Annotated in this window: 19 protein-coding genes; 13 read left to right on the forward strand and 6 right to left on the reverse strand. The window is 71.8% G+C overall.

Annotated elements, in window-relative coordinates:
* Positions 1 to 3: 3 nt before the first annotated feature.
* The 4 genes from Q7A36_RS10430 to Q7A36_RS10445 all read right to left on the reverse strand — a co-directional run bounded on the left by Q7A36_RS10430 (position 4) and on the right by Q7A36_RS10445 (position 3578).
* On the reverse strand, positions 4 to 291 hold the full coding sequence (locus tag Q7A36_RS10430) for a PAAR domain-containing protein (RefSeq protein ID WP_305103622.1): 288 nt from the start codon (positions 289 to 291) through the stop codon (positions 4 to 6).
* A gap of 182 nt (positions 292 to 473) precedes the next feature.
* Complete coding sequence (locus Q7A36_RS10435) at positions 474 to 1067, reverse strand: DUF6931 family protein (protein ID WP_305103623.1); 594 nt, start codon at positions 1065 to 1067, stop codon at positions 474 to 476.
* A gap of 150 nt (positions 1068 to 1217) precedes the next feature.
* Positions 1218 to 3128, reverse strand: coding sequence for a type VI secretion system Vgr family protein (locus Q7A36_RS10440; protein WP_305103624.1), 1911 nt, complete (start codon positions 3126 to 3128; stop codon positions 1218 to 1220).
* Positions 3129 to 3416: 288 nt separating this feature from the next.
* Positions 3417 to 3578, reverse strand: a complete 162-nt coding sequence (locus Q7A36_RS10445; protein ID WP_305103625.1) for a hypothetical protein — start codon at positions 3576 to 3578, stop codon at positions 3417 to 3419.
* A gap of 206 nt (positions 3579 to 3784) precedes the next feature.
* On the opposite strand from Q7A36_RS10445, the gene Q7A36_RS10450 reads away from it, so the two are divergent.
* Positions 3785 to 5578, forward strand: coding sequence for a thiamine pyrophosphate-requiring protein (locus Q7A36_RS10450; protein WP_305103626.1), 1794 nt, complete (start codon positions 3785 to 3787; stop codon positions 5576 to 5578).
* A 75-nt stretch (positions 5579 to 5653) separates the two neighbouring features.
* On the opposite strand, the gene Q7A36_RS10455 is transcribed toward Q7A36_RS10450, so the two are convergent.
* Both Q7A36_RS10455 and Q7A36_RS10460 read right to left on the reverse strand, forming a co-directional pair.
* The gene (locus tag Q7A36_RS10455) at positions 5654 to 5806 is read right to left on the reverse strand and encodes a hypothetical protein (RefSeq protein WP_305103627.1); all 153 of its coding nucleotides are present in this window, start codon (positions 5804 to 5806) and stop codon (positions 5654 to 5656) included.
* The gene (locus tag Q7A36_RS10460) at positions 5763 to 6692 is read right to left on the reverse strand and encodes an SDR family oxidoreductase (protein WP_305103628.1); all 930 of its coding nucleotides are present in this window, start codon (positions 6690 to 6692) and stop codon (positions 5763 to 5765) included. The genes Q7A36_RS10455 and Q7A36_RS10460 overlap by 44 nt, the downstream gene beginning before the upstream one ends.
* Before the next feature lie 148 nt (positions 6693 to 6840).
* On the opposite strand from Q7A36_RS10460, the gene Q7A36_RS10465 reads away from it, so the two are divergent.
* Genes Q7A36_RS10465 through Q7A36_RS10520 form a run of 12 tightly spaced genes read left to right on the forward strand, consistent with a single transcriptional unit; the run spans position 6841 to position 18546 of the window.
* Entirely contained in the window at positions 6841 to 7542 is a 702-nt protein-coding gene (locus Q7A36_RS10465) for a cytochrome c3 family protein (protein WP_305103629.1), read from the forward strand.
* A complete protein-coding gene (locus Q7A36_RS10470) occupies positions 7539 to 10352 on the forward strand; it encodes a 4Fe-4S dicluster domain-containing protein (protein WP_305103630.1) in 2814 nt (937 codons plus the stop codon). Before Q7A36_RS10465 ends, Q7A36_RS10470 begins: the two co-directional genes overlap by 4 nt.
* Positions 10349 to 11704 (forward strand): NrfD/PsrC family molybdoenzyme membrane anchor subunit, encoded by a 1356-nt coding sequence (gene nrfD, locus Q7A36_RS10475; protein WP_305103631.1) that lies wholly within the window; start codon positions 10349 to 10351, stop codon positions 11702 to 11704. Before Q7A36_RS10470 ends, nrfD begins: the two co-directional genes overlap by 4 nt.
* Positions 11701 to 12222 carry a DUF3341 domain-containing protein gene (locus tag Q7A36_RS10480; RefSeq protein WP_305103632.1) on the forward strand — a complete coding sequence of 174 codons (522 nt, stop codon included), beginning with the start codon at positions 11701 to 11703 and terminating at the stop codon, positions 12220 to 12222. The genes nrfD and Q7A36_RS10480 overlap by 4 nt, the downstream gene beginning before the upstream one ends.
* A complete protein-coding gene (locus tag Q7A36_RS10485; protein ID WP_305103633.1) occupies positions 12222 to 12740 on the forward strand; it encodes a c-type cytochrome in 519 nt (172 codons plus the stop codon). The genes Q7A36_RS10480 and Q7A36_RS10485 overlap by 1 nt, the downstream gene beginning before the upstream one ends.
* Positions 12737 to 13798 (forward strand): hypothetical protein, encoded by a 1062-nt coding sequence (locus tag Q7A36_RS10490; RefSeq protein ID WP_305103634.1) that lies wholly within the window; start codon positions 12737 to 12739, stop codon positions 13796 to 13798. Before Q7A36_RS10485 ends, Q7A36_RS10490 begins: the two co-directional genes overlap by 4 nt.
* Positions 13788 to 14174: a hypothetical protein gene (locus Q7A36_RS10495; RefSeq protein WP_305103635.1), complete on the forward strand. Its 387-nt coding sequence runs from the start codon at positions 13788 to 13790 to the stop codon at positions 14172 to 14174. The genes Q7A36_RS10490 and Q7A36_RS10495 overlap by 11 nt, the downstream gene beginning before the upstream one ends.
* Complete coding sequence (locus tag Q7A36_RS10500) at positions 14171 to 14911, forward strand: thioredoxin domain-containing protein (protein WP_305103636.1); 741 nt, start codon at positions 14171 to 14173, stop codon at positions 14909 to 14911. Before Q7A36_RS10495 ends, Q7A36_RS10500 begins: the two co-directional genes overlap by 4 nt.
* A complete protein-coding gene (gene coxB, locus Q7A36_RS10505; RefSeq protein WP_305103637.1) occupies positions 14908 to 15846 on the forward strand; it encodes a cytochrome c oxidase subunit II in 939 nt (312 codons plus the stop codon). Before Q7A36_RS10500 ends, coxB begins: the two co-directional genes overlap by 4 nt.
* Positions 15843 to 17537, forward strand: a complete 1695-nt coding sequence (locus tag Q7A36_RS10510) for a cytochrome c oxidase subunit I (RefSeq protein WP_305103638.1) — start codon at positions 15843 to 15845, stop codon at positions 17535 to 17537. The genes coxB and Q7A36_RS10510 overlap by 4 nt, the downstream gene beginning before the upstream one ends.
* A complete protein-coding gene (locus Q7A36_RS10515; RefSeq protein ID WP_305103639.1) occupies positions 17534 to 18175 on the forward strand; it encodes a cytochrome c oxidase subunit 3 in 642 nt (213 codons plus the stop codon). The genes Q7A36_RS10510 and Q7A36_RS10515 overlap by 4 nt, the downstream gene beginning before the upstream one ends.
* Complete coding sequence (locus Q7A36_RS10520; protein ID WP_305103640.1) at positions 18172 to 18546, forward strand: cytochrome C oxidase subunit IV family protein; 375 nt, start codon at positions 18172 to 18174, stop codon at positions 18544 to 18546. The genes Q7A36_RS10515 and Q7A36_RS10520 overlap by 4 nt, the downstream gene beginning before the upstream one ends.
* Positions 18547 to 18577: the final 31 nt, after the last annotated feature.

The following is an 18577-nucleotide window of genomic DNA, read 5'->3' on the forward strand; positions in this document are numbered from 1 at the left end:
GTGTCAGCCGATGAGGACGGTGGGCCAACCGGAGACGATCACGCCGCCATGACCGCAGGGATCGCCCATGCGCGCGGCGGGCTGGCCGCCGATCAGGACGGTGGGCGCGCCCATCAGCACGGTGCCCGGCGGGCCGACGCAGAGGGCGGGGTCGCCCATGCGCGCGGCGGGCAGGCCGCCGATCAGGACGGTGGGCAGGCCCATGGCGATGGTGCCGCCGACATGCGGCACCACGCCGGTGACAGCCGGGCAGACATGCATGTCGGAGAGGCGGGCGGCGGGCTGGCCCATGCGTGCGACCTGTGTCTCGGCATCGGAGGTTGTCCGATCACGCTAGGCCAGCCGTCGGAAGATTGCATCCTGTCTGCCGTGCGCAACGACGCGACCGCGCCGCCCCGGAGCGGCGCATCGCCCGCATCGCCAGGGCCGCCTTCCCGCCTGCATGCCGCCCGGGGCCTGCCGGACGGGCCGGCTCACCCCGCCTCCACGTCCAGCCGCCCGGCGCCGCCACCGGCGATGTCGCGCGCGCTGTCGAGGAAGCGTGCGAGCCGTGCCGCCTGCCGCCGCGCGTCCCCGCGCACCGCGGCCAGGGCCACGGCGCCGGCCACCGCGGTCCCGGCAAGATGCGGCGCCGGCGGCACCACGGGCGCGCCGGGGGGCGCCATGGACTCGCCGCTCCAGAATGCGCCGACCGCCGCCCAGGCTTCGGGCGTGTCCATCGGCCCCGCCTCGGCCAGCGCCATGGTGGCGCGCCTGGCCTCGTCGGTCGGCCGCCGCACCCAGGCTTCGGTTGCCTCGAGCAGCCCGGCTGCCGCGGCGGGCGGTGTCGGCGGAAGCGTATGGCGGGCGCACATACAGGCCCACCACACGGCCTCCCGCCGTGGCAGGGCGAAGGCGGCCAGCCGTGCCGCCTCCCCCGCCCAGCCCGAGGCCTCGAGCCGCGCCAAGGCCTCAGGCACGCCGGTGAGGCCGGCGATCGCAGCGTCCGCGGCCGGGCCCAGCCCCGCCTGCGCCCGCACCGCGGCGAGGTCGGCGGCAAATTTCAGCGCGGACTGGACATGTCCCATGACGGTCTCGCCTGTGAGGGTGAGGCGGCGGGCTGACCCGGCACAGCTAAGCAGGCTTTCGCGGCCCGGGCCACAGGTCGTGCGGCCCGGGCCCCCGAGATGAAAGCCTGCTGAAGGGCTCTGTTGCAGCGCAAACCCCGAGGGGTTTGCTCAGTTGATCGTCGTCAGGCCGCCTTTCAGCGTCAGCATGCCGTCGCCCGACAGCCGCGACATCGGCGCCTTGAGGTCGAGCATGGCCTGACCCGACGCCTTGACCATCACGCCGTTGATGGCGATGCCGGTCTGGTCGATGGTGACGCTGTTGGCGCCTACTTTCAGCGTGATGCCCTGCAACGCCTCCACCGTCACCTGGCCGGCATCTACCTTCAGCGAATAATCGCCGAGCGAGACGTGCTCCGCCAGGCTGCCCTGCTCCACCGTGACGCTGCGGTCGCCCTTGACCTTGATGGATTGTCGGCCGCCGATGCTGACCGTCTCGTCCTGCTTCACGGAGACGACGCGGCAATTGTTGACGGTGAGGGACTGGTCGTTCTCGACCTCGACGGTCAGGTCCTTCTGCGCGTGCAGGAAGACAAGTTCGTTGCCCGTCCTGTCGTCGAAGCTGAACTCGTTGAAGTCGGCGGTGCCGCCGCCATCCGAGGAGCGGCTGCGGAAGCCCGACTTGGTGCGCTCGGCGGCGCTGAAGATCGGCTTGTCGCTGCCATTGTAGAAGCCGCCCACCACGACCGGCCGGTCGGGATCGCCATCGAGGAAGGCCACCGCCACCTCGGTGCCGACCCGCGGCAGGAACTGCGCGCCCCAGCCCGGCCCGGCCCAGGGCTGCACCACGCGCGCCCAGATGGCCTGCTCGCCCGAGGTCTCGCCGCGATGGTCCCAGAAGAGCCGCACCTTCACCCGTGCCAGATCGTCGGTATGGATCTCGGCATCGGCGGAGGTGCCGAGCACGACGCCTGCATGCAGCCCGGCCATGACAGGCCGCGCGGTCGCCAGCGGTTGGCGCCAGGGGACGGCCTCCGGGAAGGCCTCGAAGCTATTGGCGTAGTGCGGGACGGCGCCACCGCTCAGCCAGCCCTCGTCGATGGCCTCGTGCCGCACCTGGCGGATGCCATAGGTGCCGGCGGGCAGCGTCTCGTCCTGCGGAGCGAGTTCGAATTTCGCACCGGGCAGCAGGGCCGGCCAGTCGCCCTCGCCGAGGAGCAGCGAGGCTTCGGCCTCGGCCGCCTGCATGCGGCGCTTGGCACGGTCGCGCGCAGTATCGGCGGAATCGGTCAGGGCGGGCCAGGTGAAATCGTCCCGCATGGCCTGGCCGGCATGGCCGAGCGTCGTCGCTTCCTGCTGCTTCAGCATCTTCCCGGGTGCCTCGGGATCGTAATCCGAGGTGGCATAGGCACCGCGCGTCAGCGCGTGTTTGCCGCGCAGCGCGGCGATGCGGCCCGGCGTCTCCGCATCACCCTCCCACGGCGCCGTCCCGAGGGAGGTCAGCGCGCGATTGGAGGCGGCAACGACCAATTTCTCCTCTGCGCCATCGTGCCGGAAGTAGTAGAACCATCCCACTTCCTCAAGCAGGCGGCTGGCGAAGTCCAGATCGGTCTCGTTGAACTGCGCCCGATAGGGCAGCACCGGGTCCGGCGCGCCGGAGATTGCGTAGTCGGCCGGCGGCAGCGCGGCATCCTGCAGCAGCGCATTCAGGATCTCGCTCGTGCGCTTCTGTTGGTAGATGCGGCAGTCGCGGGTCTGCGACAGTCGCCAAAGCCGCGGCACGATCACCAGTTCGTAATGCCATTGGTCGCGGGAGGCTTGGCCGACCTGCACGAGGCTGCGCACCATGCCGCAGAAGCGGCGCGTGACCTGCCCGGCATGGCGGAGCATGACACAGGCAGGCTTGTGCAGCACCGTGGCGGGCGAGATGTCGCTCTCGGCCGAGACAGCGGTGATGCGGACCTCGTAGAGCGCGCTGATCGCTTCCTCCGCATGCAGCCGGATCGGCACCAGGAGCTGGTCTCGCCCGTCGAGCGACATGGACAGCAGCGCGGACTCGCGGTCCAGCACGATACCCGACATGTCTTCCGCCGCCTCTCGTAAGCTGCATCCGCCGGATTGCCAGCCCGCGTCATCGAGCCGCGTTCGGCCGCGGAACAGGGTACAGGAGGTGACAGGCGGCAATCCATACCGGACGATGTTCGGCCCGCGGCATGACCGCCCGGAGCGACCGGGAACCAGAGCGACCGAGAACCGAAAGCTGAAGACCCGCCGGGACTTTCATCGTTTCCGCGCCGTTCGATGGCGCGGGTGCAGGCAGGTGGGTGGCGTAACCCATCGAGTGTCAAGTTCTTGAGGTCTGGCGCGTCGTCATGGGATCGGGAGACCCGGTCGAACCGCGCCCTGACCGCGGTGGCCCGCCGGGATGGCCGGGAGCAGGCCGCCGATGGTGGTCGGGATCAGCGTCACCAGCAGCGCCGCCCGCACCGGCACGGAGGGCGGTTGGCCATTCCAGGCGGCGAACTCCGCCATGTCGCCACGGCGATCAGGGCGATGATCGTCATCCCTGCCAGCAGGATGTCGGGCGCGATCTCGCCAGACCGTGCCGCCCCTGGGCTTACCGATCGGCAAGCCGGGCAACGCCATGCCCCGGCTGTCGTTATGCCGGCAGGCCAGGGCAGCGCGGCCTGCCTGTCGCCGCCGCTGGCATCCCTTTCCCTGCACGGCGGATCATTCGCATGAGCAAGACGGTCGGCGATTTCTTCTGGCAGAGGCTGCACGACTGGGGCGTCCGGCGCGTCTTCGGCTACCCCGGCGACGGCATCAACGGCCTGCTCGGCGCGCTGAACCGCTTCGGCACGGACAAGATCGAGTTCGTGCAGGTGCGGCACGAGGAGATGGCCGCCTTTATGGCCTCGGCCCATGCCAAGTTTACCGGCGAGCTCGGCGTCTGCATCGCCACCTCCGGCCCCGGCGCCTCGCACCTCATCACCGGGCTCTACGACGCGCGGCTCGACCACCAGCCGGTGCTGGCCATCGCCGGGCAGCAGGCCCGCGCCGCGGTCGGCGGCCACTACCAGCAGGAGGTCGACCTGCAATCCATGTTCAAGGACGTGGCCGGCAGCTTCGTGCAGCAGGCCTCGACGCCGCCGCAGGTGCGCCACCTGGTGGACCGCGCGGTGCGCATCGCGATCGCCGAGCGGCGCGTGACCGCACTGGTCTTCCCCAACGACCTGCAGGACGAGAGTTACGAGGAGCCGCCGCGCAAGCACGGCACCGTGCATTCCGGCGTCGGCTACGCGCGGCCCAAGGTGGTGCCCTACGAGGCCGACCTGCGCCGCGCGGCCGAGGCGCTGAATGCCGGCAAGCGTGTCGCCATCCTGGTCGGCGCCGGCGCGCTGGGGGCGACCGACGAGGTGATCGCGGTCGCCGACCGGCTGCAGGCCGGCGTCGCCAAGGCGCTGCTCGGCAAGGCGGCGCTGCCGGACGACCTGCCCTGGGTCACCGGCTCCATCGGCCTGCTCGGCACCAGGCCGAGCTGGGACATGATGATGAACTGCGACACGCTGCTGATGGTGGGCAGCGGCTTCCCCTATTCGGAGTTCCTGCCGAAGGAGGGCCAGGCGCGCGGCGTGCAGATCGACATCGCGCCGGAGATGCTGAGCCTGCGCTACCCGATGGAGGTCAACCTCGTCGGCGACAGCGCCGAGACGCTGCGCGCCCTGCTGCCGCTGCTGGAGCAGAAGACCGACCGAGGCTGGCGCGAGGACATCGAGAAGGGCGTGCGGGACTGGTGGGGCGTGCTGGAGGCGCGCGCGATGCACTCCGCCGATCCGGTCAACCCGCAGCGCGTGACCTGGGAGCTTTCGCCGCGGCTCCCAGAGCGGGCGATCATCACCAGCGACAGCGGCTCCTGCGCCAATTGGTTCGCGCGGGACCTGAGGATCCGCCGCGGCATGATGTGCTCGCTCTCGGGCGGCCTCGCCTCCATGGGCGCGGCCGTGCCCTACGCCATTGCCGCCAAGATCGCGCATCCCGACCGGCCCGTCATAGCGCTGGTCGGCGACGGCGCCATGCAGATGAACAACATGGCCGAGCTGATCACGGTGGCGAAGTACTGGAAGACCTGGTCCGACAAGCGCTGGGTCTGCTGCGTCTTCAACAACGAGGACCTGAACCAGGTCACCTGGGAGCAGCGAGTGCAGGAGGGCGATCCGAAATTCGAGGCGACCCAGCAGATCCCGAACGTGCCCTACCACCGCTTCGCTGAGCTGATCGGCCTGCGCGGGATCTATGTGGACAATCCCGACCGGATGGGCCCGGCCTGGGAGGAGGCGCTCGCGTCGGACCGGCCGGTGGTGCTGGAGGTCAAGACCGACCCGAACGTGCCGCCGCTGCCGCCGCACATCACGCTGGAGCAGATGAAGAAGTTCACCTCCAACCTCCTCAGCCCGGATCCGGAGGAGGGGAGCGTGCTGGTCAACACGGCGAAGGAGGTGCTGAGCAGCGTGCTGCCGGGCCGGAAGCATTAGGGCAGCCAATCAGCGCCGGACTCGGGCCATGCCGGGTCTTGCCCGCCGCGCCCCGTTCGGGGCGCGGCGGCACGATCAGCGCGGCAGCTTGGTCCAGGACGGCCCGCGCGCCGAGAGGCCGCGCCAGGCCAGCGGCAGCAGCAGCCCGAGGGCGAGGCCGGCGGCGGCGCGCAGCCAGGCCGGATCAGGCTTCGACTTGGTCGCGGGCCCGTGCGTCGAACCGGCCATGCGTGCCGTGGTCGCCCGGAACCGGCGTCATCAGGTTGTCCGGGCGGCCCGGTGGCTCGGCTTCCCTCGTCAACTGGCCGGTGTAGCCCTTCCGCGCCAGCAGCCGGTCCAGCAGCCCGGGCGCGACCATGGTGCCGAGGATCGCCTGCACCGACGGCCCGCCGACCCAGAGCTCCCTTGGTGCCTGCAGGGCCGCCTGGAGGATACGCTCGGCCACGGGCTCCGGCTGGTGGATCGGCGGTACCGGCTGCGCGCGGCGGTCCATATGGCTGCGGGCCCAGCCGAATTGCGGCGTGTTCACCGCCGGCAGTTGCACCATGGTGAGGCGGATGCGGCTGCCCTCGTGCTTCAGCTCGCAGCGCAGGGAATCGGTGAAGCCGCGGATGGCGAATTTGGCCGCGCAGTACGCGGATTGTAGCGGAATGGCGCGATAGGCGAGGGCGGAGCCGACCTGGACGATCGTGCCCGCGCCGCGCGGCCGCATGTGCCGCAGCGCGGCCAGCGTCCCGTGGACGTAGCCGAGATAGGTCACCTCGGTGACGCGGCGGTATTCCTCCGGCGAGATCTCCGTCACGGGGCTGAAGACTGTCGCCATGGCGCAGTTCACCCAGATGTCGATGCCGCCGAGTTCCGCCACGGCGCGGTCGGCCGCGGCAAAGATGGCCGCTGCATCCGCGGTGTCGGCGGGCAAGGCGATGGCCTGCGCGGCGCCCGCGGCTTCCGCCTCGCGCCGCGCCGCGTCCAGCCCCTCCGTCCCACGCGCGATGAGGGCAATGCGCGCGCCACGGCGCGCGAAGGCACGCGCGGTCGCACGACCGACGCCGGCCGAGGCGCCGGTCACCACCACCGCCTTTCCCGCCAATCCCTTCCGAACCGCGTGCGACATGGCCGTCTCCTGCCTTGACGCCTCGGTGAACATGCCTGTCGCTGCATGGGTTTCCGGCAAACCTGGGTACGCCGCCGCGTTGCATCGCCGTGGCGGCCCGGCCGGAGGGTCCGCCCCGCCGGCCTGGGGGGACTGGAGCGGATGAGCAGTGCGCGATGATCCGGATGGCCGCTCCGCGCCCCGCGACGATGCCGATGCGCAACTCTTCCCACGCTGGACGACCCTGGCGGCGCGCCTCGCGCTGGTCTCCCTGGTCGCCCTGCCGCTCGGTGTCCTGGGGCTGCTGATGGCGCTGCCATACACGCCCTATGTCACCGGGCAGACCATCACGCCCGACCAGCCCGTGCCCTTCAGCCACGAGCACCATGTCGGCGGCCTCGGCATCGAATGCCGCTACTGCCACACCTCGGTCGAGCAGTCGCGCTTCGCCGGGGTCCCGCCGACGCATACCTGCATGACCTGCCACTCGCAGCTCTGGACCAATGCCGCGGTGCTCGAGCCCGTGCGCCGCAGCCTGGCGGAGGGCAGGCCGATCCGCTGGCACCGCGTGAACGAGTTGCCGGACTATGCCTATTTCGACCACAGCGTGCATGTGCGGAACGGCGTCGGCTGCACCACCTGCCACGGCCCGGTGGACAGCATGCCGCTGATGCGCCAGGCCGCGCCGCTGACCATGGGCTGGTGCCTGGATTGCCACCGCAACCCCGCGCCGCATCTGCGCCCTGAGAGCGAGATCTATGCCGGCCACTGGACGCCGCCCCCGGACCAGGAGGCGCGCGGCGCCGCGCTGATCCGCCACTACGGCATCCGGACGGAGCACCTCGCGGACTGCTCGGTGTGCCACCGATGAGCGACGCGGCGCTCACCCGCCGGCAGGCGGCGCTCGGCCTGCTCGCCGCGGCGATGTCGGGCTCGCTCGTCGCCTGCTCCGAGCCGGAGGAGGAGATCCTCCCCTATGTCGACCAGCCGGAAGGCCTGGTCCCCGGCGTGGCGCAGCGCTACGCCACGGCGCTGCCGCTGAACGGCTACGGCCGCGGCGTGGTCTGCACCGCCTTCGAGGGCCGGCCGGTCAAGGTCGAGGGCAATCCGCTGCATCCCGCCAGCCTCGGCGCGACGGATGTATTCGCCGAGGCGGAGCTGCTGCAGCTCTACGATCCGGACCGCCTGCGCAGCCCGCAGCGGGACCGCCGCAACACGGGCTGGGAGCGCTTCGAGGCAGAGCTGCTGCCGCGGCTGGAGGCGCTGCGGGCGCGGGAGGGCGAGGGCCTGCGGCTGCTGACCGGGCCGCTCACCTCGCCCACGCTGCTGCGGCTGATCGGCGCCGTGCGGGACCGCTTCCCGCGCATGGCCTGGCACACGCATGCGCCGATCGGCGAGGAGAATGGCCGGCAGGGCGCGGCACTCGCCTTCGGCCGGCCGCTCGACCTGCTGCCCGATCTCGACCGGGCGGCGGTCGTGCTGTGCCTGGATGCCGATCCGCTCGGGCCGGGGCCGGACCAGATCCGCCATGGCCGCGGCTTCGCGGCGCAGCGCCTGGCGCGCGCGCAGGGGACGCGCTTCGGCCGGCTCTACGTGCTGGAGCCGGCGATGACGCTGACCGGCGGCAATGCCGACCATCACCGGCTGATACGGCCCGACGAGCTCCATGCCATCCTGGCCTGGCTGGCGGCGGAGCTCGGCGCGCCGTTGCCGCGGCCAGACCTGCCGGAGGACCGGCAGCGCCTGCTGCGGGCCATCGCCGCCGACCTGCAGGCGCATCCGGGCGCCGCGCTGGTACTGGCGGGGGAGACGCTGCCGCCGGCCTGGCAGGCGCTCGTGCACTGGATGAATGCACGGCTTGCCGCGCCGGTGCGGGCCGTGGCGCCGGTGCAGGGGGAGGGGGCGCCGCTGGCGGAGCTCGTCGCCGCCACGCGCGGTGGCCAGGTGGACACGCTGCTGATCCTCGGCGGCAACCCCGCCTATGACGCGTCCGCCGATCTCGGCTTCGCCGAGGCGCTGCGGCAGGTGCCCTTCGCTGCTTGCCATGGCCTGCATGCGAACGAGACCGCGGCGCTCTGTGCCTGGGCACTGCCGGCGCCGCATGCGCTGGAGGACTGGGGCGACCTGCGCGCGCGCGACGGCACCGCCGCCATCGTGCAGCCGCTGATCCGGCCGCTCTATGCGCCGCGCTCGGAGGCGGCCCTGCTTGGCCTGTTGCTGGGCCAACTCGACCTCTCGGCCTACGAGGCGGTGCGCGCGACCTGGCGCGGCGACCGCGCGGCGGCGGAGTTCGAGTCCTGGTGGCGCCGCGCCGTGCATGACGGCGTGGTGCCGGACAGCGCCGCGCCGCGCATCGATCTGCCGGAGCCGCGGTTGCCGGACCTGCCGCCCGCGCCGCGCCATGCCGGGCTGACCCTGGTGCTGCGGCGCGATGCCTCGGCCTGGGACGGCAGCTTCGTCAACAATGCCTGGCTGCAGGAATGCCCGCGGCCGCTGAGCAGCCAGGTCTGGGGCAATGCCGCCCGCCTCGCGCCCGAGGATGCGGCGCGGCATGGCGTGGCGCCGGGCGATGTCGTGCGCCTCGATGTCGGCGGGCGCAGCCTGGAGGTGACGACGATCCTCGATCCCGGCGTGGCGCCGGGCGTGGTGGCGCTCAGCCTCGGCTACGGGCGCTCGCACGCCGGCGCCATCGGCAATGGCATCGGCGCGGATGCCTACCGCCTGCGCCGCGCCGACGCGCTCTGGGTGCTGCCGGAGTTGCGCCTGACGCCCGCGGGCCGGCACGAGCCGCCGCTGCTGGCGCAGCAGGAGCAGCGGCTGGAGGGGGAGGCGCGCGACCTGCTGCCGCTGGTCACGCTCGAGGCCGCGCTGCGCGACCGGGACGCATCCGGCAAGCACGCCATCGACCAGCCGAGCTTCTATCCCGGCAGCCAAACCGGCGACCATGCCTGGGCGATGGCGATCGACACCACGCTCTGCATCGGCTGCAATGCCTGCGTCGTCGCCTGCCAGTCGGAGAACAACGTCCCGGTGGTGGGACCCGCCGAGATGGCGCGCGGCCGCGACATGCACTGGCTGCGCATCGACACCTATGTGCAGGAGGCCGGCGGCGAGATGCGTCCCGGCTTCCAGCCCGTGCCCTGCATGCATTGCGAGACGGCGCCCTGCGAGCCGGTCTGCCCCGTCGCCGCCTCGGTCCACGACCATGAGGGGCTGAACGTCCAGGTCTACAACCGCTGCATCGGCACGCGCTTCTGCCAGGCCAATTGCCCCTACAAGGTGCGCCGTTTCAACTGGTACGGCTATGCCGACGGGCAGGAATACGCCAACCAGGGCGCGCAGAGCATCGCGGCGCGGCACAATCCGGAGGTCTCGGTCCGCGCCCGCGGCGTAATGGAGAAGTGCACCTACTGCATGCAGCGCATCAGCGCCGCGCGCCGCGCCGCGGAGGCGGAGCATCGGCCGATCGGCGAGGGCGAGGTGGTCACCGCCTGCGCCGCAGCCTGCCCGACCCAAGCCATCACCTTCGGCGACCTGAACCTGCCGGAATCGGACCCTGCGCGCCTGCGCCGCGAGCCGCACCACTACGCCCTGCTCGGCGAACTCGGCACGCGGCCGCGCACCACCTATCTCAAGCGCGTGCGCAACCCCAATCCCGCGCTGGAGGAGGGCGGCGCATGAGCATGGCGACGACTGAGGCCGGGCTGCCGCAGGACGCGAGCTATGCGCGCATGGTCGGCACCATCGCCGACCCGCTGCTGCGGCACCGACCGGGCCGCCGCTACTGGATCGCCCTGCTGCTCGCCTTCCTCGCCACGCTCGGCTTCGCCGGCTGCGTCACCTGGCTCTTCGTCCGGGGCATCGGGATCTACGGCAACAACACCATCGTGGTCTGGGGCTTCCCCATCGCCAACTATGTCTGGTGGATCGGCATCGGCAATGCGGGGACGCTGATCTCCGCCCTGCTGCTGCTGACGCGGCAGTCCTGGCGTGCCTCCATCAACCGCTTCGCCGAGGCGATGACGCTCATCGCCGCCTCCATCGCCGGGCTCTTTCCCATCCTGCATCTGGGGCGGCCCTACCGGGCCTATTGGCTGGCCCCCTACCCGAATACCATGGAGCTCTGGCCGCAATGGCGCAGCGCCCTGGTCTGGGATTTCGCTGCCATCGCGGTCTACCTGCTCTTCTCGCTGTTCTTCTGGTATCTCGGCCTGATCCCGGACCTTGCCACGCTGCGGGACCGCGCCCGCGGCCGGCGGAGCCGCCTGATCTACGGCGTGCTGGCCTTCGGCTGGCGCGGCTCGGCGCGGCACTGGCAGCGCCACGATGCGGTCTACAAGGCGATGGCGGCCCTCGCCGTGCCGCTGGTCGTCTCGGTGCACAGCGTCGTCGGCCTCGATTTCGCCGCCAGCCTCATGCCGGGCTGGCAGGAGACGATCTTCCCGCCCTATTTCGTGGTCGGCGCGCTCTTCTCCGGCTTCGCCATGGTGGTCACGCTGGCCGTGCTGCTGCGCTGGGGCCTCGGCCTGCAGGCCGTGATCACCGACCGGCATTTCGACGCCATGGGCAAGATCCTGCTCGCCGGCGCAATCGTCATGGGCCTCTCCTACGCCACCGAGTGGTTCATGGGCTGGTATGCCGGCGACCATGCCGAGCGCGAACTCCTCCGCTTCGAGTTCGCCGGCCCCTATGCGCCGCTCTACTGGGCCATGCTCGCCTGCAACGTGCTGGTGCCGCAGCTCCTCTGGTTCCGCCGCCTGCGCACCGGCCTGGTCGCCGTCTTCACCATTGCCATCGCGATTAACATCGGCATGTGGCTGGAGCGCATCCTCATCATCTGGAACACGCTCTCGCACGGCTACCTGCCGTCGACGCGGCGGCTCTTCCACCCGACGATCTGGGACTGGGCGACGCTGGCCGGCTCCTTCGGCCTGTTTGCCTTCCTCTTCCTCGCCCTCGTCCGGCTGGTCCCGGCGGTGGCGATGCACGACGTCAACAAGGCGCTCTACGACGCCAAGGCAGGCGAGGCATGAGCGGCCCGCCGCTGCTGCTGGCCGAATTCGGCGATCCGGAGACGCTGCTGGACGCGGCGCGGCGCGCGCGGGATGCCGGCTGGCGTGGGCTCGACGCGCATGTGCCCTTCGCCATCGAGGGGCTCACCGAGGCGCTCGGCCTGCCGCCGACGCGGCTGCGTCTCGCCATGCTCGCGGGCGGCGTCGCCTGCGGCCTCTTCGACTATGGCCTGCAATGGTACAGCGCGGTCTACGACTACCCCTTCGATGCGGGCGGGCGGCCGCTGCACAGTTGGCCGGCCTTCCTGATCCCGACCTTCGAGGCCGTGGTGATCGGCGCCGTCCTCGCCGGGGTGGTGGGCTTCCTCCTCGCTACCGGCCTGCCGCGGCTGCACCACCCGGCCTTCGCCGCGCATGGCTTCGACCGTGCCAGCCAGGACCGTTTCTTCCTCGCGGTCGCCGACCCGGCGGTGGACGCCGCGCGCTTGGCCGCGGCGCTCGACGGCCTCGCCCCGCTCTCGATCCGGGAGGTCGGCTGATGCGCGCCGGCCTGCTCCTCCTGCTCCCCTTGGCGCTCGCGGCCTGCAAGCAGGAGATGGCGCAGCAGCGCAAATACGGCACCTATGCCGCCGCGCCGCTCTGGCCGGACGGCACGGCGGCGCGGCCGCTGCCGGTGGGCGTCGTGGCGCAGGGCGCCCTGGCGCGCGACAGGACCGCCACCGAGCCGCCCGAGGTGACGCCCGCCCTGCTCGCCCGCGGGCAGGAGCGTTACGGGATCTACTGCGCCCCCTGCCACGGCCCGGCCGGGGATGGCGACGGCATGATCCCGCGCCGCGGCTTCCCGCACCCGCCGAGCTATCACAGCGACCGGCTGCGCGCCGCGCCGGCCGCCTACATCTTCGACGTGATCACCAGGGGCTATGGCGTGATGTACGGCTATGCCGCGCGCGTGGAGCCGGCCGATCGTTGGGCGATCATCGCCTATATCCGCGCGCTGCAGCTCTCGCAGCGGGTCGCGCTCGCCGAGGTGCCCGATGCGCGGGAGAGGCTGCCATGAGCGCCGCCGCCTGGCTGCGCGCCCGTGCCCTTTGGCTCTTCCTCGCCGGCCTCGCCGCCGGTGCCCTGCTCCTGCTCTGGGGCCTCGCCGCGCCGCGCCTCGCGCTCGGCGGCCTGCTGGCGGGCCTGCTCTTCTGGCTCGGCCTCGCGCTCGGCGCCTATGCGCTGCTCGCGGTGCATGCGCTGACCGGCGGGCGCTGGCTCGCGCCGCTCTTTCCCGTGCTGGCGCCGGCGACGGCGACGCTGCCGGTCTTCGCCCTGCTCGCGCTGCCGCTGCTGCTCGACCCCGCCGCGGTCTGGCCCTGGGTCGCCGACCCCGGCCTGGCGCGGCACCCCGATGTCGCGCGCTGGTACCTGAACCTGCCCGGCTTCGTCGCGCGCAGCGTCGTGGCGCTCGCGGGCTGGAGCCTGCTCGGCCTGCTGCTGGTCGGCAGCGGCGGCCGCCGGCCCGCGATCGGCGCGCCGGCGCTGCTCTTCCACGGCGTCGCCGTGACGATCCTGGGGCTGGACTGGATGCTCTCGCTCGATCCGGAGTTCCGCTCGACCGCCTTCGCCATGTGGCTTGGCCTGCAGCAGGTGCTCGCCGCGCTCGGCTGGTGCGCGCTGCTGGGGACGGAGCCGGAAGGCGGACGCGGCAAGGCCGGCGACCTCGCGCAACTGCTGATCGCCGCGGCGCTGGGTGCCGCCTATCTCGGCTTCGCGCAATACCTGGTCGCCTGGTACGGCAACCTGCCGGACAAGGCCACATGGTACCTGCAGCGGGAGGCGCTGCCCTGGATCCTGCTCGAGGCCGCCTCGCTCGCCCTCTCCGCCGTCCTGCCTGTCCTCGCCCTGCTGTCGGGCGCCGCGCGGCGCAGCCCGCGGAGGCTGGCCTGGGTCGGCGGCGCGGTCCTGGCGGGCGTGCTGCTGCACATGCTCTGGCTGGTCGGCCCGCCCTTCGGGCCGCTCGCCATTCCCGCGGGCCTGCTCGGGACCGCCGCGGTCGGCGGCATCTGGCTCGGCCTCGCCGGCGGCCCCTTCGCCGCGCGCCTGAGGCGGGAGGTGCCGCATGGCGCGTGAGACCGTCCTCGCCGAGCGCCGGCAGCCGGAGGACCTCAATCCCCGCATCGTGGTGATCGTCGGCCTCGGCACGCTCGGCCTCGTCTTCGCCACGCTCGGCCTCGCCTGGCTGTTCCAGGATCTCGTCGGCATCAGCGGCCCGAGCGCGCAGCCGCCGACCCGCTTCGCGCCGCCGCGATTGCAGAGCGACCCGGCCGGCGAGCTCCGCGACTACCAGGCAGCCCAGGCGGCGAGGCTGTCCGCCTATGCCTGGGTCGACCGCGAGCGGGGACAGGTGCGGATCCCGATCGGGCGGGCGATGGAGATGGTCGCGGCCCGTGGCGCCGAGGCCTTCGCGCCGCTCGACCCGCCACGGCAGCCGGATCCGCGCCGGTGACGCGCCGCGGCCTGCTCGCCCTCGCCGTTGCCCTGCCGGGCGCGGCGCGGGCGGAGGCGCCGGGCGTCTCGCCGCCACCAGACGCGGCGTTGCCGCTCGACCTGGCCCTGCGCGACGCCGCCGGCCGGCCGATCCTGCTCGGCGAGGCGCTCGGCGGCCTGCCCACGATCTTCGCCTTTGCCGATTACGACTGCGCCGCGCTCTGCGGCACCGCCCTCGGCCTCGCCGCCTCGGCGCTGCCGCGCAGCGGTCTCGTCCCGGGCCGGGACTTCCGCCTTGTCGTGCTCGGCCTCGATCCGGCAGATGGGCCAGCGAAGGCCGCGGCGATGCGGCGCGCTTGGCTGGGGGAGGGCACGCCGCTGGCGGACAGCGCGCGGTTCCTGGTCGGCGCGGCGCCGGCGCTGGCCCGGGCCGAAGCCGCCCTCGGCTATCGCGCCTTGCGGCAGGGGGAGCGATACCTGCATCCCCTGGTGCTCTTCGCGCTCCGTGCCGATGGAAGCCTGGCGGCGACGCTGCCCGCCCTGGGTGCGACGCCCGAGGACATGCGCGACGCGCTGCGCAGCGCGGCACGGGAGGATGCGCCGGGCCTCTTCGCGCGCGTGCAGTTGGTCTGCGAGGGGCTCGCCCCGGGCCGCGAAACCGTCCTGCGCAGCGTGCTGGCGGCCAGCGGCGCCGCGACGGTCGCCGTGCTGGCCGGCGGCCTGGTGCTGCTGCGGCGGTGGGAGAGGCGGGCATGAACCTGTCGCTCTGGCCGCAGGCGGCCTCCGAGCAGGCGGCGCGCGTCGACATCCTCTTCACCGGCCTGCTCGTCATCAGCGGCGCCATCCTGCTGCTGGTCGGGGCGCTGCTGCTGGTCTTCTGCGCCCGCTACCGTCGCGGCTCCGCGGCCAGGCGCGGCGACCTGCCGGAATTCCTGCGGCGCGACGTGGAGATCGGCTGGACCGCAGCGACGCTCTTCCTCGCCCTCTTCCTCTTCTGGTGGGCCGGCGCCGTCGCGCTTCGGGCCAATACCGCGCCGCCCGATGCGCTGGAGATCCATGTCGCGGCCAAGCAGTGGATGTGGAAGGCCCGGCATCCCAACGGCGCGCGCGAGATCAACGGCCTGCACGTCCCGCTCGGGGAGGCGGTGCGTCTCGTCATGACCTCGCAGGACGTGATCCACAGCCTCTTCGTCCCGGCCTTCCGGCTGAAGCAGGACGTGCTGCCCGGCCGCTTCACCGAGATGTGGTTCCGCCCGACGCAGGCCGGCGACTACCGGCTGTTCTGTGCCGAGTTCTGCGGCACGCAGCATTCCCACATGGGCGGCACGGTGACGGTGATGCAGCCGGAGGATTATGCGCGCTGGGCCGCCGCCCAGCCGCAGGAGGAGGACCTGCCGGGCGAGGGCGCAGCGCTCTTCACCGCGCTCGGCTGCTCCGGCTGCCACGCGCCGGCCTCGGCGGTGCATGCACCGGTGCTGGACGGTGTCTATGGCCGCATGGTGCACCTCGCCGATGGCCGAACGGTGCGGGCCGACCAGGCCTATATCCGCGATTCCATCCTGCAGCCGAAGCGCGACGTCGTCGCGGGCTACGAGCCCGTCATGCCCTCCTTCGAGGGGCTGGTGGATGCGGCGGACCTGCAGAAGCTGGTGGCCTATATCCAGTCCCTGCGCGGGGAGGCAGTCCGATGAGCGGCATCACGGCGGAGCGCGGCATCCCCGACACGCCGCCGCGCGAGGAGAGCTACCTCACGGCCGAGACCGGCCTCGCCTCCTGGCTGCTGACCACCGACCACAAGCGGATCGCGCTGCTCTTCATGGCGGCGATCACCGTCTTCTTCTTCGTCGGTGGCGCCGGCGCGGTGGCCCTGCGGATCGAGCTCTTCACGCCGCAGGCCGACCTCCTCTCGGACGATGCCTACAACCGCGCCTTCACCTTCCACGGGGTGATCATGGTGTGGTTCTTCCTGATCCCCTCCATCCCGAACATCCTCGGCAATTTCCTGCTGCCGCTGATGATCGGCGCCAAGGACCTGGCCTTCCCGCGGCTGAACCTGCTGAGCTTCTACATCTTCACGCTGGCCGGCATCCTCGCCATCTACACGCTGCTCGCGGGCGGGGTGGACACGGGCTGGACCTTCTACACGCCGCTCTCGACCGCCTTCTCCAACGCCAATGTGCTAGCGGCGGCAGCGGCGGTCTTCGTCGCGGGCTTCTCGACCATCGCCACCTCGGTCAACTTCATCGCCACGGTGCACATGCTGCGGGCGCCGGGCATGACCTGGTTCCGCCTGCCGCTCTTCGTCTGGGCGATCTATGCCACCAGCATCGTCATGGTGCTGGCCACGCCCGTGCTGGCGATGGTGCTGCTGCTGATCTTCGCCGAACGCGCCTTCGGCATCCCGATCTTCGATCCGCTACGCGGCGGCGACCCCATCCTGTTCCAGCACCTCTTCTGGTTCTACAGCCACCCCGCCGTCTACATCATGATCCTGCCGAGCTTCGGCGTGATCTCGGAACTGGTCACCTGCTATGCGCGGCGCCGCGTCTTCGGCTACAGTTTCATGGTCTATGCCATCCTCTGGATCGCGCTGGTCGGCTTCCTGGTCTGGGGCCACCACATGTTCGTCTCCGGCCAGTCGATGCTGGCCAACCTCGCCTTCTCCTTCCTCTCCTTCGTCGTCGCCGTGCCCTCGGCCATCAAGGTCTTCAACTGGACGGCCACGCTCTACCGCGGCCAGATCGTCTTCGACGCGCCGATGATCTATGCCCTCGGCTTCATCGGGCTCTTCACCATCGGCGGGCTGACCGGGCTCTTCCTCGCCTCCATCCCCGTGGACGTGCACGTGACGGACACCTATTTCGTCGTGGCGCATTTCCACTACATCATGGTGGGCGGCGCGGTCTCCGCGCTCTATGGCGGCCTCAGCTTCTGGTGGCCGAAGATGTTCGGCCGGCTCTACCCGGAAGGCTGGGCGCGCTTCGCTGCCGTCATGATGTTCTTCGGCTTCGGCTTCACCTTCTTCCCCATGTTCATCATGGGCTTCCTCGGCATGCCGCGCCGCTACCACGTCTATGCCGAGGAGTTCCAGGTCTGGCACGTCCTCGCCTCGGCGGGCGCCGTCATCCTCGCCGCCGCCTATCTGCTGCCCATGGGCTACCTCGCCTGGTCGCTGGTCTGGGGGCGGCGCGCCACGGCCAATCCCTGGAACGCGACGGGCCTGGAATGGCAGACCTCCTCGCCGCCGCCGACGGAGAATTTCCGTGCGCCGCCCGTGGTGACGCAGGGGCCCTACCACTACCATCCGGAGCATGCCGGCCCGCCGGCGCATGAGCGGGATCCGCACAGTCCGCAGGGCGGACAGGTGGAGCGGGAGCAGTGAGCGGCGTCGCCGCGCGCGAGGCCGCGCTGCACAAGCCCTACCGCAGCCTGCGCCGGCAGCGGGAGGCCTCGGAATTCGGCCTCTGGGTCTTCCTCGGCAGCGAGGTGATGTTCTTCGCCTGCGCGCTGGCCGGCTATGCCGTCTACCGCGTGCTCTGGACGGAGCCCTTCGCCGCGGCGGCGCGGGAGACCAACATCGTCTTCGGCACGGCCAATACCGCGATCCTGCTGACCAGCAGCCTGACCATGGCGGTCGCCGCGGAAGGCTCGCGCGCCGGCCTCCGGCGCCTGACGCTCCTCTGCCTCGGCGCGACCATCGCCTTCGGCCTCGCCTTCCTTGTCGTGAAGGGGTTCGAGTACCGCGAGGATATCGAGAAGCACCTCGTCCCCGGGCCCGGCTTCCGCCTGGCGGCGCCGGCGGCGCAGGTCTTCTTCGCCTTCTACTGGCTGCTCACCGGCGTGCATGCGCTGCACATGACGATCGGCATCGGTATCGTCTCGACCTTGCTGGTCCAGGCCTGGCGCGGCAGCCGCCCGCTGCCGAGCCCGGCCTTCGAGACGGCCGGGCTCTACTGGCATTTCGTCGATATCGTCTGGATCTTCCTCTATCCGCTGCTCTACCTCGCGGGGCGCTCGTGACCGGCCTCGGCGAGGATGTGCCGCAGACGGCGGGCGCGATCTGGCGGCGCACGGTGCCGGTCTGGGCCGGGCTGACGGCGCTGCTCGTCGCCACGCTCTCGCTCGCCTATGTGCCGATGGGGCGGTTCGGCATCGTCGTCTCGCTCGGCATCGCGGCCGCCAAGGCGGGGCTGGTGGTGGTGTTCTTCATGCAACTCCGCAAGCCCGATCCGCTGCTGCGCCTCACCGCCTTCGCCTCCCTGATCTTCGTCGCCTTCCTGCTGACCATCATCTTCGCCGAGGTGCTGACGCGCGCGCCGCCGACCCGGCCGGGCACCGTCATGCCGCGCAGCGCGCCGGACATGCCGGGCCTCGGGCAGCGGGCCTTCTGATGGACGGCGCCGTCCCCCCGCGGCCGCCGGC

It is taken from the genome of Paracraurococcus lichenis, from assembly GCF_030657435.1.
Classification (GTDB): Bacteria; Pseudomonadota; Alphaproteobacteria; order Acetobacterales; family Acetobacteraceae; genus Paracraurococcus; species Paracraurococcus lichenis.